This is a genomic window from Paraburkholderia rhizosphaerae, assembly GCF_004366595.1.
In the GTDB taxonomy this organism is placed as follows: Bacteria; Pseudomonadota; Gammaproteobacteria; order Burkholderiales; family Burkholderiaceae; genus Paraburkholderia; species Paraburkholderia rhizosphaerae.
Genome location: NZ_SORE01000006.1, coordinates 312,130 through 336,875, shown reverse-complemented (window position 1 = coordinate 336,875; position 24,746 = coordinate 312,130). Strand labels below are relative to the sequence as shown.

Annotated in this window: 21 protein-coding genes; 13 read left to right on the top strand and 8 right to left on the bottom strand. The window is 62.0% G+C overall.

The genetic code is table 11. The features are described from left to right. Positions 1-324: 324 nt before the first annotated feature. The 3 genes from BX592_RS10860 to BX592_RS10850 form a co-directional block, all read right to left on the bottom strand. On the bottom strand, positions 325-1,587 hold the full coding sequence (locus tag BX592_RS10860) for an SGNH/GDSL hydrolase family protein (protein ID WP_134191783.1): 1,263 nt from the start codon (positions 1,585-1,587) through the stop codon (positions 325-327). A gap of 135 nt (positions 1,588-1,722) precedes the next feature. Next, positions 1,723-2,583: a polysaccharide deacetylase family protein gene (locus BX592_RS10855; RefSeq protein ID WP_134191764.1), complete on the bottom strand. Its 861-nt coding sequence runs from the start codon at positions 2,581-2,583 to the stop codon at positions 1,723-1,725. Next, positions 2,580-3,692 carry a glycosyltransferase family 4 protein gene (locus BX592_RS10850; RefSeq protein ID WP_134191763.1) on the bottom strand — a complete coding sequence of 371 codons (1,113 nt, stop codon included), beginning with the start codon at positions 3,690-3,692 and terminating at the stop codon, positions 2,580-2,582. Before BX592_RS10850 ends, BX592_RS10855 begins: the two co-directional genes overlap by 4 nt. 193 nt (positions 3,693-3,885) lie before the next feature. On the opposite strand from BX592_RS10850, the gene paaA reads away from it, so the two are divergent. The 7 genes from paaA (at position 3,886) to BX592_RS10815 (ending at position 9,474) form a co-directional block, all read left to right on the top strand. Next, entirely contained in the window at positions 3,886-4,890 is a 1,005-nt protein-coding gene (gene paaA, locus BX592_RS10845; protein WP_134191762.1) for a 1,2-phenylacetyl-CoA epoxidase subunit PaaA, read from the top strand. Positions 4,891-5,002: 112 nt separating this feature from the next. After that, on the top strand, positions 5,003-5,287 hold the full coding sequence (gene paaB, locus BX592_RS10840; RefSeq protein WP_134191761.1) for a 1,2-phenylacetyl-CoA epoxidase subunit PaaB: 285 nt from the start codon (positions 5,003-5,005) through the stop codon (positions 5,285-5,287). Positions 5,288-5,317: 30 nt separating this feature from the next. Beyond that, positions 5,318-6,121 (top strand): 1,2-phenylacetyl-CoA epoxidase subunit PaaC, encoded by an 804-nt coding sequence (gene paaC, locus BX592_RS10835; protein ID WP_134191760.1) that lies wholly within the window; start codon positions 5,318-5,320, stop codon positions 6,119-6,121. A 64-nt stretch (positions 6,122-6,185) separates the two neighbouring features. Continuing rightward, complete coding sequence (paaD, locus tag BX592_RS10830) at positions 6,186-6,746, top strand: 1,2-phenylacetyl-CoA epoxidase subunit PaaD (protein ID WP_134191759.1); 561 nt, start codon at positions 6,186-6,188, stop codon at positions 6,744-6,746. Between the two features lies 1 nt (position 6,747). After that, entirely contained in the window at positions 6,748-7,842 is a 1,095-nt protein-coding gene (gene paaE / locus BX592_RS10825) for a 1,2-phenylacetyl-CoA epoxidase subunit PaaE (protein WP_134191758.1), read from the top strand. Positions 7,843-7,974: 132 nt separating this feature from the next. Continuing rightward, the gene (locus BX592_RS10820) at positions 7,975-8,580 is read left to right on the top strand and encodes a TetR/AcrR family transcriptional regulator (protein ID WP_134191757.1); all 606 of its coding nucleotides are present in this window, start codon (positions 7,975-7,977) and stop codon (positions 8,578-8,580) included. Between the two features lie 228 nt (positions 8,581-8,808). Further along, positions 8,809-9,474: a GNAT family N-acetyltransferase gene (locus BX592_RS10815; protein WP_134191756.1), complete on the top strand. Its 666-nt coding sequence runs from the start codon at positions 8,809-8,811 to the stop codon at positions 9,472-9,474. A gap of 25 nt (positions 9,475-9,499) precedes the next feature. On the opposite strand, the gene BX592_RS10810 is transcribed toward BX592_RS10815, so the two are convergent. Continuing rightward, positions 9,500-10,030, bottom strand: coding sequence for an Lrp/AsnC family transcriptional regulator (locus BX592_RS10810; RefSeq protein WP_134191755.1), 531 nt, complete (start codon positions 10,028-10,030; stop codon positions 9,500-9,502). 158 nt (positions 10,031-10,188) lie between these two features. On the opposite strand from BX592_RS10810, the gene hppD reads away from it, so the two are divergent. Next, on the top strand, positions 10,189-11,286 hold the full coding sequence (gene hppD, locus BX592_RS10805; RefSeq protein ID WP_134191754.1) for a 4-hydroxyphenylpyruvate dioxygenase: 1,098 nt from the start codon (positions 10,189-10,191) through the stop codon (positions 11,284-11,286). Positions 11,287-11,956: 670 nt separating this feature from the next. Further along, positions 11,957-15,574 (top strand): indolepyruvate ferredoxin oxidoreductase family protein, encoded by a 3,618-nt coding sequence (locus BX592_RS10795; RefSeq protein WP_134191752.1) that lies wholly within the window; start codon positions 11,957-11,959, stop codon positions 15,572-15,574. 178 nt (positions 15,575-15,752) lie between these two features. On the opposite strand, the gene BX592_RS10790 is transcribed toward BX592_RS10795, so the two are convergent. Next, a complete protein-coding gene (locus BX592_RS10790) occupies positions 15,753-18,041 on the bottom strand; it encodes an NADP-dependent malic enzyme (RefSeq protein WP_134191751.1) in 2,289 nt (762 codons plus the stop codon). Positions 18,042-18,650: 609 nt separating this feature from the next. On the opposite strand from BX592_RS10790, the gene BX592_RS10785 reads away from it, so the two are divergent. Next, positions 18,651-19,337, top strand: a complete 687-nt coding sequence (locus BX592_RS10785) for an orotate phosphoribosyltransferase (RefSeq protein WP_134191750.1) — start codon at positions 18,651-18,653, stop codon at positions 19,335-19,337. A gap of 147 nt (positions 19,338-19,484) precedes the next feature. Here the strand turns inward: BX592_RS10785 and BX592_RS10780 are convergent, their stop codons facing one another. Next, positions 19,485-20,201, bottom strand: coding sequence for a response regulator (locus tag BX592_RS10780; RefSeq protein WP_134191782.1), 717 nt, complete (start codon positions 20,199-20,201; stop codon positions 19,485-19,487). Between the two features lie 310 nt (positions 20,202-20,511). Here BX592_RS10780 and BX592_RS10775 point away from each other — a divergent pair, with 310 nt between their 5' ends. Then, positions 20,512-21,129, top strand: coding sequence for a YbhB/YbcL family Raf kinase inhibitor-like protein (locus BX592_RS10775; protein ID WP_134191749.1), 618 nt, complete (start codon positions 20,512-20,514; stop codon positions 21,127-21,129). A 153-nt stretch (positions 21,130-21,282) separates the two neighbouring features. Continuing rightward, complete coding sequence (argC, locus tag BX592_RS10770) at positions 21,283-22,230, top strand: N-acetyl-gamma-glutamyl-phosphate reductase (protein WP_134191748.1); 948 nt, start codon at positions 21,283-21,285, stop codon at positions 22,228-22,230. A 433-nt stretch (positions 22,231-22,663) separates the two neighbouring features. On the opposite strand, the gene BX592_RS10765 is transcribed toward argC, so the two are convergent. After that, positions 22,664-23,533 carry an NAD(P)-dependent oxidoreductase gene (locus BX592_RS10765; RefSeq protein ID WP_134191747.1) on the bottom strand — a complete coding sequence of 290 codons (870 nt, stop codon included), beginning with the start codon at positions 23,531-23,533 and terminating at the stop codon, positions 22,664-22,666. A 99-nt stretch (positions 23,534-23,632) separates the two neighbouring features. Here BX592_RS10765 and BX592_RS10760 point away from each other — a divergent pair, with 99 nt between their 5' ends. Continuing rightward, complete coding sequence (locus tag BX592_RS10760; protein ID WP_134191746.1) at positions 23,633-24,379, top strand: Mut7-C RNAse domain-containing protein; 747 nt, start codon at positions 23,633-23,635, stop codon at positions 24,377-24,379. A gap of 146 nt (positions 24,380-24,525) precedes the next feature. Here BX592_RS10760 and BX592_RS10755 read toward each other — a convergent pair whose 3' ends face one another. After that, complete coding sequence (locus BX592_RS10755; protein ID WP_134191745.1) at positions 24,526-24,735, bottom strand: hypothetical protein; 210 nt, start codon at positions 24,733-24,735, stop codon at positions 24,526-24,528. Positions 24,736-24,746 lie beyond the last annotated feature (11 nt).

Genomic DNA, 24,746 nt, shown 5'->3' with positions numbered 1-24,746 from the left:
AAGCGCCCACACTTATCGGCTGTGTATTGTTAAAGATCACTTCACGACTGAAAGACCCTGACCACCCTACCACCGTCTTTCTGCGTGTCCGCTGCACGTTGCAGCAGAGAAGCGAGATTATGCAGCCTATTTCCCGCTCCGTCAACACTTATTTCGTTCGCGCTTAAGAACTACTCACCGCCATCGCTGATGTGCGGCACCTTGGCAGCACGTCGGCAGCGCCACGGCTACCACCTGCAATGCCCTGGTCGCGAACGAAGACGCGAATATTAGGCGAGTCGGCGTCATATGACAAGTCGGTGACGCAGAATTTTTCGCTCGTCGTTAGCGAGCTGCGCCTGTCACCAACGGAAGTGGGATGGCGTCCGCCATCGCGTCATAGCCAGCGTCGTCTGGATGAATGTGATCTCCGCTGTCGAATGCCCGGCGAAGCTCTGAAGGATGCGCCGGGTCGCGCAACGCAGCGTCGAAATCGACAACGCCGTCATACGCACGGCTCGTCCTGATCCATTGATTCACCGCAAGCCGGATGCTCTCCCGCTGCGGCGGCAACGCGGCCGGCGTCAGCGTCGCGCCGAGCACCTTGATACCACGCGCGTGCGCATCGGCAATCAACCGCTGATACGCATCGATGAGGCTCGCAGCCGTCACCTGCGTATGCGGCGCATCGCAGTCGAGTCCCACACGCGCGGGCATCGCCGCAAAGTTGATGTCGTTGATACCGATCAGCACAATCGCAGTCCTGACACCCGGCCGATCGAGCACATCTCGACGAAAGCGCGCCTGAAGCGCGTCGCCGTAGCAAACTGAATCGCTGATCAAACGGTTGCCGCTGATGCCGAGGTTGATCACCGCTATCGACCGGTCGCCTGCTTGCGCCACTCTGCGGGCGAATGCATCCGGCCACCGGCGGTTCTGGTTCAGGCTCGAGCGCATGCCGTCGGTGATCGAATCGCCAATCGCCGCAACAGCCCCCGCATTCGGCGCTTCGACCATCAACCCGGTTACCCACACGTACTGGGTGAAGCGCTGACGGTAAGCGTCGTCGGACGCATCATCCGTGTGATTGCCAGGCGCGGACACATAGTTGACCTGGCTCGCGACGCGATGCCAAGCGACCACGCGCTGCTCAGGTCCCATATAGGTGCTGATCGCATACGGCGCTCCCGCGGCCACAGCGACACGAATCGCGTCGCTATCCACTTCCGCGCCAGCCGGCACAACCACCGATGGCTTTCCGCCGAATGTCGCGCGCGCCGACCCACCTTGTGTTCGTGCGCCCGATGTCGCGCGCGCGATTGTCATTGCGTCAATCACGAGCGGCGTACGTCCGTACGCGTTGCTAACATGCACGCGCACGTTGTTGCCGGACAGTGTCGGATAAACGATTTGCCGCACCGTACGACCCGCGACATCCGGTGCGCGGTACAGCGCCGGCAATTGCGCAGTCTGCGGAACAGGTTGCAGCGCAGTCGCCCATGCGGTGATCCATTGACCGTCACGTGATGTTTCGGCCGCAAATGCCGAAGCAGCGCCGGTGAAAAGCAATGCGGCGCCACAGGCGATGGCCAATGTACGAGCGATCATGTTCATCAAACGGCGTAGAGAAAAAAGAGCGCACATTGTGCACGAACTCACGCGTCAAAATGAGCGATGCTCGCAGTCAAATAAAGCCGCACGACGTCAAACTCCCACGACGCGCCCATTGCATCGCGAGGTCGTCTATCGCTTGATCGCCAGATACGCGCGGCTCACCAGTGGGCGGGCATGCACCCAGAGCCTGCTCGCAAGCCAGGCCGCCGACCTGTCCCGCACCTCCAGCCGTCTGATCGAATGCCCGGGAAAGGCTGGCGTAAGCGGCTGACTGGCCGACCATCGCCGAAAGGAATTGGTCCCTCGGTCGCAGGTGTAAAAGTGGCGAAAGCCGGCGCTCAGCGCGACGTCAAGGTAATCGTCGTCGTAGTAGCCCTGCGGCCAGCACAGGTGATTCGAAACTTCGCCGAGACGCGAGCGGAGTGTGTCACGCGCACGAACCAGGTCGTCATGCAGACGCTCCCGCTTCTCGCCGCGGTTGCGGGTCACCATGTCCCAACGGGCATGACAGTGCGTGTGACTATGAAACTCGAAGGTCCCGCAGCGTCGCATTGCTTCGATTTCAGACCAGCGCAAGATGGCGTCGTCGGCGCGGCCCTTTGCGATCGCATCCTCACTTTCCGCGTGACTCAACAGGTAAGGTAGCTTGCCACAGCCGCCACTCGATGCATGCGGCCGCGCAGGCCCATCGCCCGGCCACGCACTAACAAGAAAGCAGATCGCACTGAAGCCGTATCGTTGCAGCACCGGATGCGCGTGAACCCAGTTGTCGAGATATCCGTCGTCAAACGTGATAACTACCGACTTCGGTGCGACCGGCGCGCCACGCAGATAGTCCGCCAGCTCGCGGGCATTGAGCGTTCGGTAACCGCGCCGCGCAAGACACGCGATCTGCTCCGCGAAATGCGCCGGTGAAACGGTGATCATCCCGGGCGTCGGGCTGACATGGTGATACATCAGCACCGGCACCGCGAGCGCGACGCGCGTCATTGCAACCGCCCCAATTCTGCGAATTGTGTCGGCCGGTTTCGCTCAGCGAGGCCGCGCCGATAACAGGCGATCGTCTCATCAGCCATGTGCTCGACGGTTAGCCCGCGTTCGCCGATACGCGCGGCCTGCGCGGCAAGACGCGTGCGCAGCGACGGATCATCGAGCAGCCGCACAATCGACGCGCGCAATGCATGGCAGTCCCTGGCCGGCACGAGCAGACCGTTGACGTCGTCTTCGATCAACTCCGGCACCCCATCGACCCGCGTCCCGATGACGGGCAACCCGCGCATCATCGCTTCGATAAAAGATTGCCCGAGCGCCTCCTGATGCGTGGGCAGCACGAAGAAGTCGCTGCTGCGCAGTACGTTTGGAACATCGTTGCGCAAGCCAAGTAGATGAATGCGGTGCGTCAGCCCTAACGATCCGACGCGCCCTTTGATTCGCGCAAACTCCGGCCCATCTCCGGCCATTACGAAGTGCAGCGTCGGCCGGCTGAAGAGCAACGGGCGCACCGCGTCGATCAGATCGTCATGACCTTTCTTGTCGCGCATCATCGCGACCATGCAACCGATGGTGGCATCAGCCGAAAGCCCGAGCTCGGCGCGTAGCGTCGCCGGTTCGTCTGCGGCCGGCTGCGGCACGCCATCGTATATCGTCGAAATCCGCTCGCACGGGACGCCGGCCGACACCAGATAACGGTTCACGTACGCACTGACCGCAATGACGTGGTGCGGGATCCAGCGATAGGTAGCCAGCGATGTGACCGGCAACGCCAGATGTCGCGTCCTGACAATCAGCGGCGTGCGCGCCATGCGCGCGGCAAAGCCCGCAACGAGGCAGTCGTGACCGCTGTGCGTATTCAGCACGTCGAACGCGCGGCGCGACAGCAGCGACCGGATCGCGATCATCGACGCAACATCGGCGCCGCCTCTCATTGGCGCGTGATGCACCGCCAATCCGAAAACAGCGGCGCGCCTGCCAATTTGCGCGTCGGACGGACAGACAAGTTCGACGGTGTGACCCCGCTCCCGAAGCGCGAGCATCTCCTTCAGCGTGCGGATTTCCTGACCGCCCCAGCCTCGGGACGATTCACCATGCAAAATTTTCATTCGCGCATCGTACCGTGCGACGTATCCCAAATAATTGATTTAATTGTGAAATTTCGTCATCGCATACGGACTGCATTCGCTTGAACCTGCGCGGTACCGACAAGCACGATGTCCGCGCGCAAATATTTATTAACCGACCGGTCGGTTGGTTTATACTGCGGAACACAGCAATCTGAGCTCGCGAGCACACGTCATGTACACGCAATCCCTCGACCTCCCCGGCAATGCGTCACCGCAAGAGCGCGTCGGCACATCGTCCGAGCCCGAACAACGCCGCTTCGACGCGGTGATCGCCGCGGACGGAAAAATCGAGCCGCAAGACTGGATGCCTGACGCGTACCGCAAGACACTGGTGCGGCAGATCTCGCAGCACGCGCATTCGGAGGTCGTCGGCATGCTGCCGGAAGGCAACTGGATCAGCCGCGCACCGAGCCTGAAGCGCAAGGCAATCCTGCTCGCAAAGGTGCAGGACGAAGCCGGCCACGGACTCTATCTGTACAGCGCATGCGAAACGCTCGGCGTATCGCGCGATCAGTTGATCGATGCGCTGCACGCCGGCAAAGCCAAATACTCGAGCATCTTCAACTACCCGACGCCGAGCTGGGCGGACGTCGGCGTAATCGGCTGGCTCGTCGACGGCGCCGCGATCATGAACCAGATTCCGCTATGCCGGTGCACGTACGGCCCCTACGCCCGCGCGATGATCCGCATCTGCAAGGAGGAGTCGTTCCATCAGCGGCAGGGCTTCGACGCGCTGCTCGCGATGATGAAAGGCACCGACGCGCAGCGCGCACTCGTGCAACAGGCGGTCGACCGCTGGTGGTGGCCGGTCCTGATGATGTTTGGCCCAAGCGACAAAGACTCCGTGCACAGCAATCAGTCGGCGCAGTGGGGCATCAAACGGATTTCGAACGACGACCTGCGGCAGAAATTCGTCGACGCGACGCTCGAGCAGGCAAAAGTGCTCGGCGTCACGCTACCGGACGACCATCTGAAATGGAACGAAGCGCGCGGCCACTACGACTACGGCGCAATCGACTGGGAAGAATTCTGGCGCGTGGTCAATGGCGACGGTCCGTGCAACAGGGAACGACTCGCGACGCGCGTAAAGGCGCACGACGATGGCGCATGGGTGCGCGAAGCGGCGCTCGCGCATGCGGAAAAGCAGCGTCAGCGCGCGCAGCAACAGGCCGCGTGACCTCCACGCGACGCCGCCGCGCGACGGCACGCGAAAACGCAGAAGCCGCCGAACCTGACACAGCAACGCACCCGAAACGAAGTAGCGAAGCATCGAAGCAAGGAGATCGACAGTGAACAAGGAATGGCCGATTTGGGAAGTCTTCGTTCGCAGCAAGCAGGGACTCGACCACAAGCATTGCGGCAGCCTGCACGCGGCGGACGCGCCGATGGCGCTGCGCATGGCGCGCGACGTCTACACACGGCGTCAGGAAGGGGTGAGCATCTGGGTCGTGCCGTCGTCGGCGATCACCGCGTCCGCACCCGATGAGAAAGGCGAACTGTTCGAGCCGGCGGCTGACAAGATCTACCGTCATCCGACGTTCTTCACGCTGCCCGACGAAGTCAACCACATGTAAGTGCACAGGTCCGTGCAATCGACACCCGATATGAAAACCACGCCTGAACATCTTGCATACGTGTTGCGCATCGCCGACACCGCGCTAATCCTTGGCCAGCGCAACGCCGAATGGTGCGGCCACGGCCCGGTGCTCGAAGAGGATATTGCGCTCGCGAACATGAGCCTCGATCTGATCGGTCAGGCACGGCTGCTGTACACGCACGCGGCGTCGCTCGAGCAGACGCTCACCGGTCGGACGCGCACCGAAGACGATTACGCGTACTTCCGCTCCGAACGCGAATTTGCGAACTACACGCTGGTCGAGTTGCCGCACTACGGGCCTCTTGCCGGCACCGCGCACGCGGACAAAGACTATGCGGTGACCATCGCGCGCAACTTCATCTACTCGACGTTGATGGTGCATCTGTGGGCAGCGCTAGCCGCGTCGTCCGATGCGCAGCTCGCCGCGATTGCGGCGAAGTCGATCAAGGAAGCGCGCTATCACGTGCACCACGCGCGCGAATGGCTGGTTCGGTTCGGCGATGGCACCGAGGAATCACATCGTCGCGCGCAAGCCGCGCTCGACTACCTGATGCCTTACACGCGCGAGTTTTTCAGCGCCGACGCAATCGACGATGCCGCCGCCGCTGCCGGCATCGGCCCTCGCGCTGCGGATCTCGAATCAGCGTGGCTCGACGATGTACGCGCCGCCGTCGACGAGGCGACGCTCGCGCTTGCGGAACCGGTCACGCATGTGAGCACGGGCAAGCATGGCGAACATTCTGAGCACATGGGCTTTCTGCTCGCCGAGTTGCAAAGCGTCGCGCGGCAACACCCGGGCGCGAGCTGGTAAGCCTTGGTCATCGCAGCCCATCAAAGTGAACATCCGCGCGGATAACGACACAGGAAGCACGTCGATGACTTCAACCCTCGCCACCCGGTCGAGCACCGACCCGACACTAGCCCGCGCATGGACAGTGCTCGAGTCAGTGCCGGATCCGGAGATCCCGGTAGTCTCGATCCGCGAACTGGGCATCTTGCGCGACGTGCGCCGCGCGGCAGACGGCACGCTCGAGGTGGTGATCACTCCGACCTACTCCGGCTGTCCAGCGATGTCGCAGATTGCCGAGGACATTGGTCACGCACTCAACGCCGCGCAACTGACGCCACATCGAATCGAGACTGTGCTTGCGCCCGCATGGACCACCGACTGGATCGACGCGAACGCGCGCGAAAAACTGCGCGCTTACGGCATTGCGCCGCCTACCGGCCGATGCGCCGAAGGCAATTCAAGCGGCAACGCCAACCCTCAACAAACCGTGATTCGCTTCGTTCCACGCGCACCGGCGACACCCGCATGCCCACGCTGCGGCTCGACCCATACCGAACGCCTCGCGCAATTCGGCTCGACCGCCTGCAAGGCGCTCTATCGCTGCATCGACTGCCGTGAACCCTTCGACTACTTCAAACCGTACTGATATGGCCTCGACGACCCCGCAATTTCACCCGCTGCGCATTCGGGAAGTCCGCCCCGAAACGGCCGACGCGGTCTCGGTCGCATTCGAGGTACCGCGCGAATTGCGCGAGCACTACCGTTTCACGCAGGGCCAGTTCGTCACGCTGAAGGCGCACATCGACGGCGAGGAAACGCGCCGCTCGTATTCGATCTGCGTCGGTGTCACCGACTACGATCGCGACGGCGAATTGCGCATCGGCATCAAGCGCGTACGCGGCGGCCGTTTTTCGAACTTCGCATTCGACATGCTGCAGGCCGGCCACACGATCGATGTGATGACGCCCGACGGCCGTTTCTTCACGCATCTGAACGCGCAGCAAGGCCAGCAATACGTCGCGTTCGCCGGCGGTTCCGGCATCACACCGGTGCTCGCGATCATCAAGACGACGCTCGAAATCGAGCCGCGCAGCCGCTTCACGCTGATCTACGGCAATCGCAGCGTCGATTCGATCATGTTCGCCGAGGAGCTCGAAGACCTGAAGAACCGCTTCATGAACCGCCTTGTGCTGTACCACGTGCTGTCGGACGATCTGCAGGACGTCGATCTGTTCAATGGCGTGCTCGACGAAGCGAAATGCGCGGCGTTCCTCGAAGCACTGGTGCCCGCCGGGTCAATCGACGAAGCCTTCATTTGCGGACCCGCGCCGATGATGGAGGCCGCCGAAGCCGCACTCAAGGCCGCCGGGCTCGCGCAGCAAAAGATTCACGTCGAGCGCTTCGGTTCGCCGCTGCCGCAAGCAGGCGTTCCGCCGGCGGAAATCACCGACGATACGCCCGCCGCCGACCTCGAGATCGTGCTCGACGGCAAGCGCCGCAAGCTGCGTCTGCCGTACGACGGGCTGAGTCTGCTCGACGTCGGTTTGCGCGCGGGACTCGCGTTGCCTTACGCGTGCAAGGGCGGCGTCTGTTGCACGTGCCGCGCGAAGGTGCTGGAAGGCGAAGTCAGGATGGACAAGAACTACACGCTCGAAGCGCATGAGATCGACGACGGCTTCGTGCTGACCTGCCAGTGCCATCCGGTGACGGACAAGGTGGTCGTGAGCTACGACGAACGGTAATGCCCGCCGCATCACGTGGAACGCGTACCGGAGCGCTTTCGGCACGACCATGATCCGCTTACACTAGGGCCGCTCGCGCACCGGACGAACTCCGCGCGAGCGGCCCTTTCAGCTTTCGAAACAACAACAACCATGGCCCGTACCCGAGCGCCCGACCACGAAACGCAGCGCGACCAGATTCTCGAGCTCGCCGCGGAAAAATTTGCGCAGACCAGTTACCCCAGCACGTCGATGGCGGATCTCGCCGCCGCAAGCGGTACGTCGAAAGCGCGCCTCTATCACTACTACGAGAGCAAGGAAGCGATCCTGTTCGATCTGCTCGACCGCTACACGAAGCGACTGATGCTGATCATCGCAGAGGTCGAGGGATCGAGCCAGCGGCGCGAACTCTCCGAACGCGAAACCTTTGCCGAACTGGTTCGCGCGTTCCTCGCCGAATATGAAACCTCACACAGCCGGCACGTCGCGCTGCTCAACGACGTCAAATATCTCGACGAAGCGCAACGCGAAGTGATCGTGAACCGTCAGCGCGACGTCGTGGCCGCGTTCGCGCGCCAGCTCGCGCGCGCATACCCGGAGCGCGTCGCGCGCGACAACCAGACCGCGCTCACGATGATGGTGTTCGGCATGATCAACTGGACGTTCACCTGGCTCAAGCCGGGCGGCCGGATGGGATATCGGGAGTTCGCGGAGCAGGTCGTCGACATGGTCGACCACGGCTTGAGTGCGTCGGATTGATATCGCAGAGCAGCATGCGTCGTGGCTAACGCGCGACAGACTGTCACGTATATTACGAACGGTCATTCTTAATAAATCCGTTCAAAATTAACAACTTGGATAAAATACGAGGAGTCAGCAGCCCTCAGAAGAGTCTGAAATTCGGGTTTTCCCCAGTGATGAATGTAGCTTTCAGTTAAAATTACTGCTGCGGCGCATCATGCCGTCAGATGAATAGGAGAACCCGCCATGAGCAAGACGAATGCACGAGCCAAAGAGCCGATCGCGCTACCCGATCGCATACTGGGCGCGGCCGGCATTGCGCCTGCACTGGTTCGGGAACTCGGCGAAAAAGACCGCGAGCGCCTGCTCGCGCACTTCCTCGGCCTCGACGAAAACGACCGTCTGCTGCGCTTCGGGCAGGTGGTGCCGGACCATGTGATCGAGAACTACGTTCGGACGATCGACTTCAAACGCGACACGGTCTTCGGCGTGTTCAACCGTGAACTTGCGCTGGCGGGTGTCGCGCATCTCGCTTACCTGCCGGCCGAAGACGGCCAGCGCACGGCGGAATTCGGTCTGTCCGTGGTCGAAAGCGCGCGTGGCCAGGGCATCGGCTCGAAGCTCTTCGAACGTGCGGCCGTCCGCAGCCGCAATACGCATGTGTCGACGCTCTATATGCATTGCCTGTCGCGCAACAGGACGATGATGCATATCGCGAGAAAGGCGGGCATGCGGATCGAACACGCGTACGGCGAAGCCGACGCGTATCTGACACTCGCGCCGGCCGATCAGTCCAGCATCCTGAAGGAAATGCTCGAAGAACAGGCGGCCGCGTTCGACTATGCGCTCAAGCGCCAGGCGCAGCAGACGTCGACGCTACTGGAATCGTTGCTGCCCGCGGAAATCGCGTAACGCGCGTCTCATCTGCCTGTGGGTTTCATCGTACAGGCAGTGCGGTCGTTTCCTTGAACGTCTCCAGCGAGAAGCTCGACTTCACGTCGATCACCGATGGATGATGCAGCAGCACGTCCTGCACGAAGTGCGAGAAGTGAGCCATATCCGCGACCTGCACGCGCAGCAGGTAATCCATTTCACCGGCCATCGCGTGACATGCGACGACTTCAGGCCACGTCTGCACAGCCGCGCGAAAGAGCTCCGCGTGCGTCGCTCCCGCGTGCGTGCGAGCCACATCGCCGCGCGCGCTGCCCGTTGAGTCGCCCGTCGGGCCGCCGCGCTTTTCAAGCCGCACATTGACGAACGCAAGCAGATCGAGACCGATCCGCTTCGCGTCGAGCAGCGCAACATAGCCGCGAATCACGCCGCTTTCCTCGAGCCGGCGAATCCGCCGCAAGCAAGGGCTCGGCGACAGATTGACCCGTTCCGCGATCTCCTGATTCGACAGCCTGCCCTGCTGCTGCAGGATCGCAAGAATGCGGCGGTCGATTGCATCCAGCTCGATTGCAGCCATTTTCTGCCACTCAAGAGTAAATTCAAGCTACGAAATAGCCGAATCGTAGCCATCAGCGATTAACTTCGCAAGTTTCCATCGCGGCTCGCCCGATACACTTGCCGTCATGGCAACCGCACCGATGCGCGCCGCATTTCGGACGCATCCTGGAGATACGCATGAAGGTCCAAACTTGGGACAATCCTGTCGGCACCGACGGCTTCGAGTTCATCGAATACACCGCGCCCGATCCGAAAGCGCTTGGCAAGCTTTTCGAACAGATGGGCTTTGCCGCGGTCGCGCGCCACCGGCACAAGGACGTCACGCTGTATCGCCAGGGCGGCATCAACTTTATCGTCAACGCGGAACCGGATTCGTTCGCACAGCGCTTCGCGCGCATGCACGGTCCGTCGATCTGCGCGATTGCGTTTCGCGTGCAGGATGCCGCGAAAGCGTATCGCCACGCTCTCGAACTCGGCGCGTGGGGTTTCGACAACAAAACCGGCCCGATGGAACTGAACATTCCTGCGATCAAAGGGGTCGGCGACTCACTGATCTATTTCGTCGACCGCTGGCGCGGCAAGAATGGCGCGACACCGGGCAGCATCGGCGACATCGGCATCTATGACGTCGATTTCGAGCCGATCGCCGGCGCCGATCCCAACCCGGCTGGCCACGGCCTCACCTATATCGACCACTTGACGCACAACGTGCACCGCGGCCGGATGCGCGAATGGGCCGAGTTCTACGAGCGTCTGTTCAACTTTCGCGAGATTCGCTACTTCGACATCGAAGGCAAGGTAACCGGTGTGAAGTCAAAGGCGATGACTTCGCCGTGCGGCAAGATCCGCATCCCGATCAACGAAGAAGGCTCCGAGACGGCCGGGCAGATCACCGAATATCTCGACGCGTACCACGGCGAAGGCATTCAGCACATCGCACTGGGCACGAACGATATCTACCGCACCGTCGACGGTTTGCGCGCATCGAACATTGCGCTGCTCGATACGATCGATACCTACTACGAATTGGTCGACCGCCGCGTGCGGGACCACGGCGAGCCGCTCGAAGAACTGCGCAAACGCAAGATTCTGATCGACGGCGCGCGCGACGATCTTCTTCTGCAGATCTTCACCGAAAACCAGATCGGTCCGATCTTCTTCGAGATCATCCAGCGAAAGGGCAATCAGGGATTCGGCGAAGGCAACTTCAAGGCGCTGTTCGAATCGATCGAACTCGATCAGATCCGCCGCGGCGTGGTGAAGGACGGCGTGTAGCAGCACGTACCGCTACAGCAAAGATCTACGGCAGAAACCCACTGCGGGGCGTATTGCGAAGATGTCAGCGCAAGGACCTACTGCTGGCGACGCAGGCAAACACACAGGCGAATAACGTCATTCGCCTGATGGTGTTCGCCAGGACGGTCCGGAACGATCCGCCACGGAAGTTCTGGACAGCGCTTCCGTCGCCCGAACGAGAACGTTCGGCGCAGCGTTCGATGCGGTTTGCGCGCTGTTCGGGCGCACCGGCGCGCTCATCGCGAAAAATGCCGCTGAGACCATCAGGAAGGTCTGGACATGCTTGCTGTTCATGCTTCCTCCTCGTTCTGATTGGCTGCGCTGCGAAGCTCCACCCGATGTGGAACGTTGCGGGAAAGCGCAGGTGGGGAATTAGACAGGCGCTCGACCGTCGGTTCCGGAGACAGACAGCTTTTACAGCTTGTTACACCGCCGAACGGCGAGTGATACAGGAGGTCATACCGGTATCGTCGTATTCACTGTCTGGCAACCCGCATTCCGGCGTGTGATACACGATGCGACGGGTTTTTCCGGGTGCTACGATCGGGTAAAACCCGTCATGATGGCGGCCTTGGCCAACGCGTCCACAAGATGCCGCGGCCCCCATGCAGTTTTTGGTGATCCCAAAGTCGCTGGAGGAGTACACATAATGAATGCCCCATTGGACGCCGGTCAGCGAGCCTCGCTCGAAGCCGCGTTATCTTCCGTCACGCTCGACGACAAATACACACTCGAACGCGGCCGCGCGTATATGAGTGGCATTCAGGCGCTCGTCAGGCTGCCGATGCTGCAGCAGGAGCGCGACAAGGCCGCCGGACTCAACACGGCAGGCTTCATCTCCGGATACCGCGGTTCGCCGCTCGGTGGCCTCGACCTGTCACTGTGGAAAGCGAAGAAGCATCTCGCCGCGCATCAAGTCGTGTTCCAGCCAGGTGTCAACGAAGACCTCGCCGCGACCGCGGTGTGGGGCACACAGCAAGTCAATCTGTACCCGAGCGCGAAATACGACGGCGTATTTTCGATGTGGTACGGCAAGGGTCCCGGCGTCGACCGTTCGGCCGACGTACTCAAGCACGGGAACTCAGCCGGTTCGTCGCGACACGGCGGCGTGCTGGTCCTGGCCGGCGATGACCACGCAGCCAAATCCTCGACCCTCGCGCATCAGTCCGAGCACATCTTCAAGGCCTGCGGCCTACCGGTGCTATTCCCGTCGAACGTGCAGGAATATCTCGACTTCGGCCTGCACGGCTGGGCGATGAGCCGTTATTCGGGACTTTGGGTTGCGATGAAGTGCGTGACCGACGTCGTCGAGTCGTCAGCGTCAGTCGATATCGATCCGCATCGCACGCAAATCATTCTGCCGACCGACTTCGCCATGCCCGAAGGCGGTCTGAACATTCGTTGGCCCGACCCGCCGCTGGTGCAGGAAGCGCGGCTGCTCGACTACAAATGGTATGCGGCGCTCGCCTACGTGCGCGCGAATAGACTGGATCGCGTCGAAATCGACTCGCCGCATGCGCGCTTTGGCATCATCACCGGCGGCAAGGCGTATCTCGATGTGCGCCAGGCGCTATGCGACCTCGGTCTCGACGATGACACGTGCTCGCGCATCGGCATCCGGCTCTATAAGGTCGGCTGCGTGTGGCCGCTCGAAGCGCAAGGCGCGCAAGCGTTCGCGCGCGGCCTGGAAGAGATTCTCGTCGTCGAAGAGAAACGCCAGATTCTCGAATACGCGATCAAGGAAGAGTTGTACAACTGGCCCGATGCGCAGCGTCCGCGCGTGTTCGGCAAGTTCGACGAGAAGGACGGCGCAGGCGGCGAGTGGTCGGTGCCGATGGGCAACTGGCTGCTGCCCGCTCACTATGAACTGTCGCCGGCGATCATCGCGAAAGCAATCGCAACGCGTCTCGACAAGTTCGATCTGCCGTCCGATGTGCGTGCGCGTATCGCCGCGCGAATGGCGGTCATCGACGCGAAGGAAAAAGCACTGGCGCGGCCGCGCGTCGAAGCGGAGCGCAAGCCGTGGTTCTGCTCCGGCTGTCCGCACAATACGTCGACCAATGTGCCCGAAGGCTCGCGCGCGATGGCCGGCATCGGCTGCCACTATATGACCGTGTGGATGGACCGCAGCACCAGCACGTTCAGCCAGATGGGCGGCGAAGGCGTTGCATGGATCGGCCAGGCGCCATTCACGAACGACAAGCATGTGTTCGCGAATCTCGGCGACGGCACTTATTTCCATTCGGGGCTGATCGCGATTCGCGCAGCGATCGCGTCGAAGGCGAACATCACCTACAAGATCTTGTACAACGACGCGGTCGCGATGACCGGCGGCCAGCCGGTCGACGGCACGCTGACCGTGCCGCAGATCACGCATCAGCTCGCCGCCGAAGGCGCGAAGAAAATCGTGATCGTCACCGACGAGCCGGACAAGTACACGGCGAACGTCGGCCTCGCGCCGGGCATCAGCGTGCATCATCGCGACCTGCTCGACGATGTGCAGCGCGAACTGCGCGAAATCGAAGGCACGACGATCCTGATCTACGACCAGACTTGCGCGACCGAAAAGCGGCGCCGCCGCAAACGCGGCGCGTACCCGGACCCGGCCAGGCGCGTCGTGATCAACGAGGCAGTCTGCGAAGGCTGCGGCGATTGCTCGGTGCAGTCGAACTGTCTGTCGGTCGAGCCGCTTGAAACCGAATACGGTACAAAGCGGCAAATCAACCAGTCGACCTGCAATAAAGACTATTCGTGCCTGAAGGGCTTCTGCCCGAGCTTCGTGACCGTCGAAGGTGGCCAGATGCGCAAACCGGCCGCAACTGGCGTCGGGAGCGATGCAATGCCGCCAGTTCCGGAGCCGGACGTTCCGGCGATCGGCCAGCCTTACGGCGTGCTCGTCACAGGCGTCGGCGGCACCGGTGTCGTGACGATCGGCGCACTGCTGGGCATGGCCGCGCACCTCGAAAGCAAGGGCGTGACGGTGCTCGACGTTACCGGGCTCGCGCAAAAAGGCGGCGCGGTGATGAGCCACGTGCAGATTGCGAACCGGCCGGACGATATCCACGCGACGCGTATCGCGATGGGCGAAGCGAATCTCGTGATCGGCTGCGATGCGATCGTCACCGCCAGCGACGAGTGTGTGTCGCGGATGCAAGTCGGCCGCACGCGCGTGGTGCTGAACAGCGCACCGACGCCGACCGCGGCCTTTATCAAGAATCCGGACTGGCGCTTCCCCGGCGCGAGCACCGATGCAGATGTTCGCGCCGCGGCTGGCGACGACAACGTATCGGCCGTCGATGCGAACCGCTTCGCGCTCGCGCTACTCGGCGACGCGATCTATACGAATCCGTTTGTGCTCGGCTATGCATGGCAGCGCGGCTGGCTGCCGCTCACGCATGCGTCGCTGACGCGCGCGATCGAGCTGAACGCGGTGCAGGTCGAGAAGAATCTCGCCGCATTCGAATGGGGCCGCCGCACCGCGCACGATCCAGCCGCGGTCCGCAAGCTCACCGGAGCGCAGGGCCGCACAGCGGATAGCGATGCCGCGAGCGGCAAGATCGTGTCGCTACACACGCCCAAAGCACTCGACACGCTGATCGACAAGCGCGTGAAGTATCTGGCGGCGTACCAGAACATTGCGTACGCGGCGCGCTATCGCAGGCTGGTCGACGAGGTTCGCGCAGCTGAAACGGCACAGGATGCCGCGGCGGCGAACGCTGGGCAGTTGCCACTGACCGAAGCGGTCGCGAGAAACCTGCACAAACTGATGGCGTACAAGGATGAATACGAAGTCGCGCGTCTGTACACGGACCCGGCCTTTATCGAAAAGGTGAAGGCGAACTTCGAAGGCGACTGGAAGCTCAAGTTCCATCTTGCGCCGCCCGCGCTGTCGAAAAAGGATGCGCACGGTCATCTGGTGAAAAAGCAGTACGGTCCGTGGGTTCTTAGCGCAATGCACGTGCTGGCCAAAATGCGCTTCCTGCGCGGCACCGCACTCGACGTGTTCGGCAAAACGGACGAGCGTCGCACCGAGCGCGCACTGATCGGCGAATATGAAGCGCTAGTGCGCGAGCTGGTCGCGGGTCTCACTCCCGGCCTCGCGGCGGACAAGCGCGCGCTTGCGGTCGAGCTCGCGAATTTGCCGGACGGTATCCGCGGTTATGGTCACGTGAAGGAAAACAACCTGAAGGGCGTTCGCGCAAAATGGACGCAGTTGCTCGCGAAATGGCGCGCGCCCGCCGGAGATCAGACGCGGCACGTCGCATGATGAAGCGACCGCGCGTGTAGCGGCGGCGGTTAATCCGAAACACGCGCGCAACCGCGCGCAAAAAAACGGGCGCCTCGAGTCACCGAGGCGCCCGCTCTGTTTTAGCGACCCTTTACCTTCTACCGCGCACGCGACGTCGGCAACACAAGCAGCCAACGCCGCCGCCCAAGCGTCGCGCTTATTTCGCGGAAGCCGCCCGCCGCACCGCCACGTTCGCCGATGCCACCGCGGTCATATTGATGATGCGCCGCACGGTCGCGGCCGGCGTCAGGATATGCACCGGCTTGTCCGCGCCCAGCAGGAACGGCCCGACCGTCACGCCTTCGCCGCCGATCATCTTCAGCAGGTTGTACGTGATGTTCGCCGCCTCGACGTTCGGCATGACCAGCAGGTTCGCTTCGCCGGACAGCGTCGTGCCCGGGAACGCCGCCTTGCGCACCACTTCGGATAGCGCCGCATCGCCGTGCATTTCGCCGTCCACTTCGAGATTCGGCGCGCGCTCGACAATCAGCTTGCGCGCGGCCGCCATCCGCTGCGACGACGACGAAGGCGAACTGCCGAAGTTCGAGCTCGACAGCAGCGCGACCTTCGGCGTAATGCCGAACTTCTCGATTTCGCGCGCCGCGAGCAGTGTCATATCGGCCAGCTCTTCCGACGTCGGACATTCATTGACATAGGTGTCGCAGATAAACAGGTTGCGGCCCGGCAGCATCAGCAGATTCATCGCCGCGAAGTTACGCACGCTGACCGCCTTGCCGAGCACCTGATCGATAAACTTCAGATGCGTGTGGTACTGGCCGATCATCCCGCAGATCATCCCGTCCGCATCGCCGACACGCACGAGAATCGCGCCGATCAGTGTATTGAACTTGCGCATCGCGGCCTTCGCGACTTCAGGCGTCACGCCTTCACGCGCGCCGATCTCGTGGTACTCCTGCCAGCACTTCTGGTAGCGCGGATCGTCTTCCGGATTGACGATGTCAAAGTCCTCGCCGCACCTGAGCTTCGACCCCATCTTCTTCAGACGCATCTCGATCACCGCCGGGCGCCCGATGATGATCGGCCGCGCAATCTTCTCGAGCAGCACGAACTGCGCGGCGCGCAGCACGCGCTCGTCTTCACCTTCCGCGAACACGATGCGCGCCGGCTGCGCCTTCGCGGCGGCGAACACCGGGCGCATCACGAAACCCGTGCGATACACGGTCGCGCCGAGTTCCTCGCGATACGCGTCCATATCGTTGATCGGACGCGTCGCGACGCCCGACTCCATCGCCGCCTGCGCGACCGCCGGCGCGATCTTGATGATCAGACGCGGATCGAACGGCTTCGGAATCAGATAGTCGGGGCCGAACTCGAGCGAATGGCCTTCGTACGCTTTCGCGACCTCATCGCCCTGATCGGTCTCCTCCGCGAGCTCCGCGATCGCGCGCACGCACGCGAGCTTCATTTCCTCGGTGATCGTCGTCGCACCGACGTCGAGCGCGCCACGGAAGATAAACGGGAAACACAGCACATTGTTGACCTGGTTCGGGTAGTCCGAACGCCCGGTCGCGACGATACAGTCCGGCCTCACCTTCTTCGCTTCTTCCGGACGGATTTCCGGCTCCGGGTTCGCGAGCGCGAGAATCAGCGGCTGTGTGCCCATCTTCTGCACCATCTCCGGCTTCAGCACGCCGGCGCTCGAGCAGCCGAGGAATACGTCGGCGCCGTCGATCGCGTCGGCAAGCGTGCGCGCATCGGTGTGCGCGGCATAGCGGGCCTTCGACGGATCGAGATTATCGCGCCCTTCGTAAATCACGCCCTTCGAGTCGGTGACGAGAATGTTGGCTTTCGCGAGGCCGAGATTCACCAGCAGATCGAGACAGGCAATCGCCGCCGCGCCTGCGCCCGAACAGACCAGCTTCACTTCCGCGAGCTGCTTGCCGACGACCTTCAGACCGTTCAGGATCGCCGCCGACGCGATGATCGCGGTGCCGTGCTGATCGTCGTGGAAGACCGGAATCTTCATCCGCTCACGCAGTTTCTTCTCGATGTAGAAGCACTCGGGCGCCTTGATGTCTTCAAGGTTGATGCCGCCCAACGTCGGCTCGAGCATCGCGATCGCGTCGACGAGCTTGTCGGGATCGGTCTCGTTGAGCTCGATATCGAACACGTCGATGCCGGCAAACTTCTTGAACAGACACCCTTTGCCTTCCATCACGGGCTTCGCGGCAAGCGGGCCGATATTGCCGAGGCCGAGCACCGCGGTCCCGTTCGTCACGACGCCGACCAGATTGCCGCGCGACGTGTATTTCTGCGCGTCGAGCGGTTCGCCATGAATCGCCATGCACGCGGCTGCGACACCCGGCGAATACGCAAGCGACAGATCGAGCTGATTCGACAACGGCTTGGTCGGCGTGACCGAGATCTTGCCTGGTCGCGGATTCTGGTGATACGCGAGAGCGCTTTGCTTCAGTTGTTCGTCCATTTTTTTGACCTGCTAACGAGAGGACTTCGATTAGGATCGGACCCGGCTCGCCCCCCCTTGCGGCATCGGCATCGATCGTACGGAAGGTCGATTGACGCGAAATTCGCGCTTGCGCCGGACAGCGGCAACGAGATTGAACCCGCAGCGGAAAGACCCGCGGCGCGAGCGTGAACGAGGTATCGCGAGCGATTTCGGGCGGTTAGTTTACCCCTTACGGACGACGAATCGTTGGGGTTATGTCAGATAGCATTGCGAAAGTCGGTGCCCGTTGTCACGCTGCAATGCGAAACAAATGTTATCGCGACGAACACCCTGCGCGAACCGGAAAAGCCGCTTTAACGCTGCTCGAAACGCCAATCGCTTGTAGCCGGCCACCGGCGTTCCGCACGCGCGTTCCGTCTCGTCGGCCGCGCCGGAATCGGGTAAAATTGCAGGTTGCGCGCAACAGTCCAAGCCCGCCGGCTGCGCGGGGTCGCAGGCCATCGGGCATCTGGAAACCAGCGGAAACCGGCGGAAACCGGCGGAAACCCCGGAACATCCGCTTGCTGCGCGGCCGGGCGCGACGCCCGCCCTCCCGCTTACTCGTGCATCCCTACCCAAGGACCGCCCATGACAGGCTTCGATCGCCAGACGATCTCCGACACGACCGCCCGAATGCTGCTCGAAGTTCAGGCCGTGCATTTCAACGCTGAAAAACCATATATCTTCACGTCCGGCTGGGCAAGCCCGGTGTATATCGACTGCCGCAAGCTGATCTCGTATCCGCGCTTGCGCCGCGGGCTGATGGATATGGCCGAGACGACCATTCTGCGCGACGTCGGCTACGAGCAGATCGACGCGGTGGCGGGCGGCGAGACCGCCGGCATCCCGTTTGCCGCGTGGATCGCGGACCGTCTGATGGTGCCGATGCAATATGTGCGCAAGAAGCCGAAGGGCTTCGGCCGCAACGCGCAGATCGAAGGCTTGCTGACCGAAGGTCAGCGTGTGCTGCTGGTCGAGGACCTGACCACGGACAGCCGCAGCAAGATCAACTTCATCAACGCACTGCGCACCGCGGGCGCGAAGGTGAACCACTGCTTCGTACTGTTCCACTACAACATCTTCAAGGAAAGCGTGTCGGTGCTGAAAGACATCGATGTCGATCTGCACGCGCTCGCCACCTGGTGGGACGTGCTGCGCGTCGCGAAGCAAGCCGGCTACTTCGAGACCAAAACGCTCGACGAAGTGGAGAAGTTCCTGCATGCGCCGGCTGAATGGTCAGCTGCGCATGGCGGGGCGACGGCGGCGCCGCAATAACCCTGGCACGGGTGTCAGCAAATTGAAGCGCGCGCAACGCGTGCATCTGACAGAACGATTCGAGTTTCGCCGCTTAAACTGAAAAAGCCGCACATCGTCGGGATGTGCGGCTTTTTTTGCTAACTGCGAACGGCTAGCTAACGTTCATCAGGACTCGTCCGCCGCCGCACCGGATTCGCCGGGTTCCCTGATCTCACCGGGCGCATACGACGACAGATTCATCAAGCCGTTGCTTTGCGCGTAATGGAACAACTCGGAATCGCGCTCGAGGCCCAGCTTGCGCATCGCCGTATTTTTTTGCGTGCTGATCGTCTTAATGCTGCGGTTCAACTGTTCGGAAATTTCTTTGATGGTCATGCCCGACACAAACAGCCGCACGACTTCAAGTTCGCGCTTCGACAGGATGACTTCATCGTTCTTGCCGCCGGCGTTCATGCGCAACGTCTCCAGCGCCGACTTCACGGACGGACTCATATATTCGAGATTGCGCCCGACGTGCTGTACCGCGAGGCCGATATGACTGAGATCGTCCGCTTTGTTCACGACCGAAATCACGCCCAGTTCGCTCAAGCGCTTCAATAGCGCCGCGTTTTCGAGCATCGTCAGTACAACGATGGGCAAGTCCGGAAAATTGCGCCGCAAATAGCCGATCAGCGGCAACCCGTCGCCATACTGCCCGCCGGGCATGGCGAGATCTGTTACCAGCACGTCGCACGCGACGGTCTGCAATATTTTCACGAGTTCTGTCGATTGACGCGCGCGCGCCACGACCTGAATGCCCGGGAATTTGAGCAACGCCTGCTCGGCGCCAAACAAAATCACCGGATGGTCGTCGGCCACGACGACCTTGATTGGATTTTGCATTGCGCTCCCTTCGCCTGATAACCCACGCTCCGAAACTTCAGCCATCCAACTATTCTTTAGTTCTAAATTTATCGGTCTGCGGCCGCGCCAACGGCGATGCAAGTGTCCGACTATAGCCGATTTCACATCGTTACTGGCCGTCCGTAAGGTAAGAACGGGCTCACACAAACGTAATGTTAGACTCGATTCGCCTTCGCGGTGCAAAAACAGGGACAATATCGTTGTAGTCAGTTCGTCCTTTACCCGTGGCCTTGCGTAGGACTGGAGCAGCTGCACGAGCGCTTGCTCCGTTCGACAGGAGAATCGGCACATGCGTATGCGTTGCTCGACGGTTCGGCTCTCTACGTTTCGATTCTTTGCAAACTTTCACGCATTGCCGGTTCATGCATTCCTGATTGCGATTGCCGCGAGCCTGATGTCGCTCAGCGCGCCCGTTACCGCGCAGCAAGCCTTCACCATTTCAAGCAGCAGTGTGAAGGCAGGCGGCACAGTGAGCGACGCGCAAGTGTTCAACAAGGAAGATTGCAAAGGTGGAAACCGTTCGCCGCAATTGTCGTGGCGCGATCCTCCAGCCGGCACCCGCGGCTTCGCGGTCACCATTTACGATATCGATGCGCCTGGCCGCGGCTGGTGGCACTGGGCAGTGATCGGCATCCCGGCTAACGTCAATCAATTGCCGGAAAATGCGAGCGCATCCGGTTACCTGACGAAGCTCGGCGCGGTCGAAGCACGCAACGACTTCGACGTCGACGGCTATGGTGGTCCATGTCCGCCGCCGGGCAAACCGCATCGCTACCAGATCACGGTCTACGCGCTCAACACCAATGACCTGCGGATCGGACCAGGGCGCCCCGCGCTGATGTTCGATCACGAGATCAGCGTGGCCACCATTGGTTCTGCACGGATGACCGTTATGTATGGCCGTTGATGTGGTTCGCATCGGTGAGGCTTATTTCTGTTGCACCGGGCACGCGTCGCGCAAGCGCCGGCAACCCGTCTTAAAATAGCGATCCGGCGTCCGTTGGGACAACGCTAACGACACCGGAGCGCGCCCCGTTCCACCCAGCAAGCGAGAGTTCAGATGAGCACGAAAGTTTTTGTCGACGGACAGGAAGGTACGACCGGCCTGAAAATCTTCGAATATCTGTCGCAACGCGGCGATGTGGACGTGATCCGCATCGACGACGCGAAGCGCAAGGATCTCGACGAACGTCGCCGGCTCATCAATGCATCGGACGTCACGTTTCTGTGTCTGCCGGACGTCGCATCGCGCGAATCGGCATCGCTGGTCGACAACGGCCGCACCGTGCTGATCGATGCGAGCACTGCATTTCGCACGCACGCCGACTGGGCATATGGCCTGCCGGAACTGGCACGCGCGCAGCGTGAGCGCGTGCGCAACTCGAAGCGCATCGCGGTGCCCGGCTGCCACGCATCGGCGTTTGTGCTCGCGATGCGGCCGCTCGTCGAAGCCGGCATCGTCCCAGCGGACTTTGCCGCGCACAGCTATTCGCTCACCGGGTACAGCGGCGGCGGCAAAAAGATGATTGCCGAGTACGAGGCGGGCGGTAATGCGAAGCTCGACAGCCCGCGTCCGTATGCGCTGGGGCTCGCGCACAAGCATTTGCCGGAGATGGCCGCGCATACGGGCCTGAAGTCGGCGCCGGTGTTCACGCCGATTGTCGGCAGCTTCTACAAGGGGCTCGCGGTCACCACCTATTTCTCGCCGTCGCAACTGGCCCGACGCGTGACGCCGCAAGACGTGCAGGCGCTGTTCGCCGAGTACTACCAGGGCGAAGCGTTCGTGCGCGTCGCGCCGTTCAATGCGGACGACAACCTCGACAGCGGCTTTTTCGACGTCCAGGCGAACAACGATACCAATCGCGTCGACCTGTTCGTGTTCGGTAACGACGAACGCTTTGTGACGGTCGCGCGGCTCGATAACCTCGGCAAGGGCGCATCGGGTGCGGCGATTCAATGTATGAATCTGGCGATCGGCGCGGACGAACGGAGCGGGTTGATCGGGTAAGCCGTGTGATGGGCCGGCGCATTGCACCGGTTTGCCCGGGCGAGCTCGGGCCGTGAAGAAAGGAGGCTGGCTTGAAACGCCGGCCTTTTTCTTTTCGTGCCGCCGGGCCGACGAACGCAGGCGAAAAAAAAGCCCGCCGAGGTGGCGGGCTGAATCCATATCAGAGGAGACATGGAGGAGACAGGAACCACTATAGCAAATACTTTGGTGCGACGCAACAACTTCCGTAGTGTCCCGCTCCCCTGTTGCTCACTGGCCACAGCAGGCTGGGAGATCCACCCAGCAGCGCTCCGGCTCAGGCATTTTTTGTGCCCTGCGTCATGCGCGAAGCATCGTTCTCTTATAACGGACGGGCTGGCGGCCGCTGCAAACTTCAGCGGGACACTGTCGCAATGGCCGCAAGCCAAAACGGCGGCACGGCAGAATCAGCCGGCTACCGGCCCGCGCGGCGCGCCGCGACCTGCCCCAGCACCGCGAAGTCCTTGTCGCCGTCGCCATGCGCGAGCGCGTCGAGCAGACTGTCGCGCACAACGCTCGCAATCGGCATCGGCGTCATCACCGACTCCGCCGCGGCGAGCGCAAGCCGTACGTCTTTCATACCGAGCCGCGCCTTGAAAAGCGCCGGCTCATAGCGCTGTTCGGCAATCATCTTGCCGTAACCCGCGTAGACGACACCCTGAAACAGACCGCTCGTGATCACATCGAGGAAGTCCTGCATCGCGACCCCGTGACCGGCCAGCATCGCGCCCGCCTCGCCGAGCGAGGCCACCGCCGAGCCGATCAGGAAGTTCGTTGCGAGCTTCATCGCATTCGCCTGCTGCGCGAGCGAGCCGATTCGCCACGTCTTCTGGCCAATCGCATCGAACACCGGCTGCACGCGATCGATCGCTTCGGCAGGTCCGGCGGCGACGATTGTCAGCTTCGCGGCCGCCGCCGCGTCCGGGCGCCCCATCACCGGCGCGGCGACATAGTTGAGGCCGCGCTGCGCGTGCGCATGTGCGAGTTCCTCGGCCAGCGTCACCGAAATGGTCGCCATGTTGACGTGAATCTGCCCACGCGGCGCCTGTTCGAGCAATCGCGCATCGATCACTTCGCGCACCGCGGTATCGTCGGCCAGCATCGAGAACACCGCGTCGCCGGTGAAGGCTTCCGCGACCGACCCGACCACCTGCGCGCCGGCGTCTACGAGGCTTTGCGCGCGCTCGGGCGAACGGTTCCACACACGTACCTTGTGACCGGCTTTCAGCATGTTTCTGACCATCGGCGCGCCCATTTCGCCGATGCCAATAAAACCGATGTCCATCTATCGCTCCTGTTCAACGGAACCGGAAGTAAAGCACAAGCGCACGACACGTGCAGAATTTGCCGACGGCGCAGCCGCACGCAAATGCGATACTGACGCATGGTCACCGCCACTTTCCGCTTCTACGAGGAGCTGAACGATTTCCTGGCCCGGCCGCTGCGCCGGCAGTCGTTCAGTTGCGCCTGCGCGCGCAATGCGACCACGAAGCACATGATCGAAGCGCTCGGTGTGCCGCATACCGAAGTCGAGCTGATTCTGGTGAACGGCGAATCGGTCGGTTTCGATCACCCGTTGCAGGACGGTGACCGCGTTGCCGTCTATCCGAAGTTCGAAGCACTCGATATCCAGCCGCTGCTGCGCGTGCGGGAACGGCCGCTACGCGTCATGCGCTTTATCGCCGATGCACATCTGGGTGGCCTTGCACAACTGCTGCGGCTCGCCGGTTTCGATACGCTTTACGACAACCACTACGCGGACGCGCGCATCGAGGCGCTCGCGCTTGACGAAGCCCGCGTCGTACTGACCCGCGACCGCGAATTGCTGAAGCGCCGCACGATCACGCACGGCTGCTATGTGCGCACGCTGAAGCCCGAAGCGCAACTGCGCGAAATCTTCGACCGGCTGGATCTGGCCGGCAGTGCTCATCCGTTCCGGTTGTGCCTGACCTGCAACGCGCCGCTACGGCGCATTTCGAAGGACGAGGCGGCAGGCCGCGCGCCGGATGGCGTGCTCGAGCGGCATACGCAGTTCGTCACCTGCGATGTGTGCCGGCGCGTCTTCTGGGAAGGCTCGCACTGGCGACGAATGCGGGCGTTGATGGACAGCGTGGCGGGCGACCCGGCCTGAATCAGCCATTCGCCGATCGATACAAACGGAAAGGCCGAAGCGCGCTCCATACGCTTCGGCCTTTTTGTTCGACTTTTTCGTTCCATTCGCCAGCGTCAACATGCCGGCGTTCACTCGGGCGGCCGACATCGCGCCCGATGCGATGCCTAGTTCGGCTGGCCCTTGTCATTCGTGCCGGCTGCCGAAGCGGCCGTCGACACATTGGCACGCTTGCCATGCGTCTTCAACTGCTTGTGTGCGTGCCTGGGCTTCGCGGCGCTGGCGGCAGCCGGAGCCGCATCGGATGCTTGTGCGAACGCCTGAACGGACACCATGGCAACAGCGGCAGTAACGAGCGAGGCGATGATTTTTTTCATAGGTGATCCCC

Coding starts and splice junctions, on each gene's coding strand:
- BX592_RS10785 (WP_134191750.1), top strand. CDS start 18,651: ATGACAGGCTTCGATCGCCAGACGATCTCCGACACGACCGCCCGAATG.
- BX592_RS10855 (WP_134191764.1), bottom strand. CDS start 2,583: ATGACGCGCGTCGCGCTCGCGGTGCCGGTGCTGATGTATCACCATGTC.
- BX592_RS10795 (WP_134191752.1), top strand. CDS start 11,957: ATGAATGCCCCATTGGACGCCGGTCAGCGAGCCTCGCTCGAAGCCGCG.
- BX592_RS10755 (WP_134191745.1), bottom strand. CDS start 24,735: ATGAAAAAAATCATCGCCTCGCTCGTTACTGCCGCTGTTGCCATGGTG.
- paaA (WP_134191762.1), top strand. CDS start 3,886: ATGTACACGCAATCCCTCGACCTCCCCGGCAATGCGTCACCGCAAGAG.
- BX592_RS10775 (WP_134191749.1), top strand. CDS start 20,512: ATGCGTATGCGTTGCTCGACGGTTCGGCTCTCTACGTTTCGATTCTTT.
- BX592_RS10820 (WP_134191757.1), top strand. CDS start 7,975: ATGGCCCGTACCCGAGCGCCCGACCACGAAACGCAGCGCGACCAGATT.
- BX592_RS10815 (WP_134191756.1), top strand. CDS start 8,809: ATGAGCAAGACGAATGCACGAGCCAAAGAGCCGATCGCGCTACCCGAT.
- BX592_RS10790 (WP_134191751.1), bottom strand. CDS start 18,041: ATGGACGAACAACTGAAGCAAAGCGCTCTCGCGTATCACCAGAATCCG.
- BX592_RS10765 (WP_134191747.1), bottom strand. CDS start 23,533: ATGGACATCGGTTTTATTGGCATCGGCGAAATGGGCGCGCCGATGGTC.
- paaE (WP_134191758.1), top strand. CDS start 6,748: ATGGCCTCGACGACCCCGCAATTTCACCCGCTGCGCATTCGGGAAGTC.
- BX592_RS10810 (WP_134191755.1), bottom strand. CDS start 10,030: ATGGCTGCAATCGAGCTGGATGCAATCGACCGCCGCATTCTTGCGATC.
- BX592_RS10850 (WP_134191763.1), bottom strand. CDS start 3,692: ATGAAAATTTTGCATGGTGAATCGTCCCGAGGCTGGGGCGGTCAGGAA.
- paaC (WP_134191760.1), top strand. CDS start 5,318: ATGAAAACCACGCCTGAACATCTTGCATACGTGTTGCGCATCGCCGAC.
- hppD (WP_134191754.1), top strand. CDS start 10,189: ATGAAGGTCCAAACTTGGGACAATCCTGTCGGCACCGACGGCTTCGAG.
- argC (WP_134191748.1), top strand. CDS start 21,283: ATGAGCACGAAAGTTTTTGTCGACGGACAGGAAGGTACGACCGGCCTG.
- BX592_RS10860 (WP_134191783.1), bottom strand. CDS start 1,587: ATGATCGCTCGTACATTGGCCATCGCCTGTGGCGCCGCATTGCTTTTC.
- BX592_RS10760 (WP_134191746.1), top strand. CDS start 23,633: ATGGTCACCGCCACTTTCCGCTTCTACGAGGAGCTGAACGATTTCCTG.
- paaD (WP_134191759.1), top strand. CDS start 6,186: ATGACTTCAACCCTCGCCACCCGGTCGAGCACCGACCCGACACTAGCC.
- BX592_RS10780 (WP_134191782.1), bottom strand. CDS start 20,201: ATGCAAAATCCAATCAAGGTCGTCGTGGCCGACGACCATCCGGTGATT.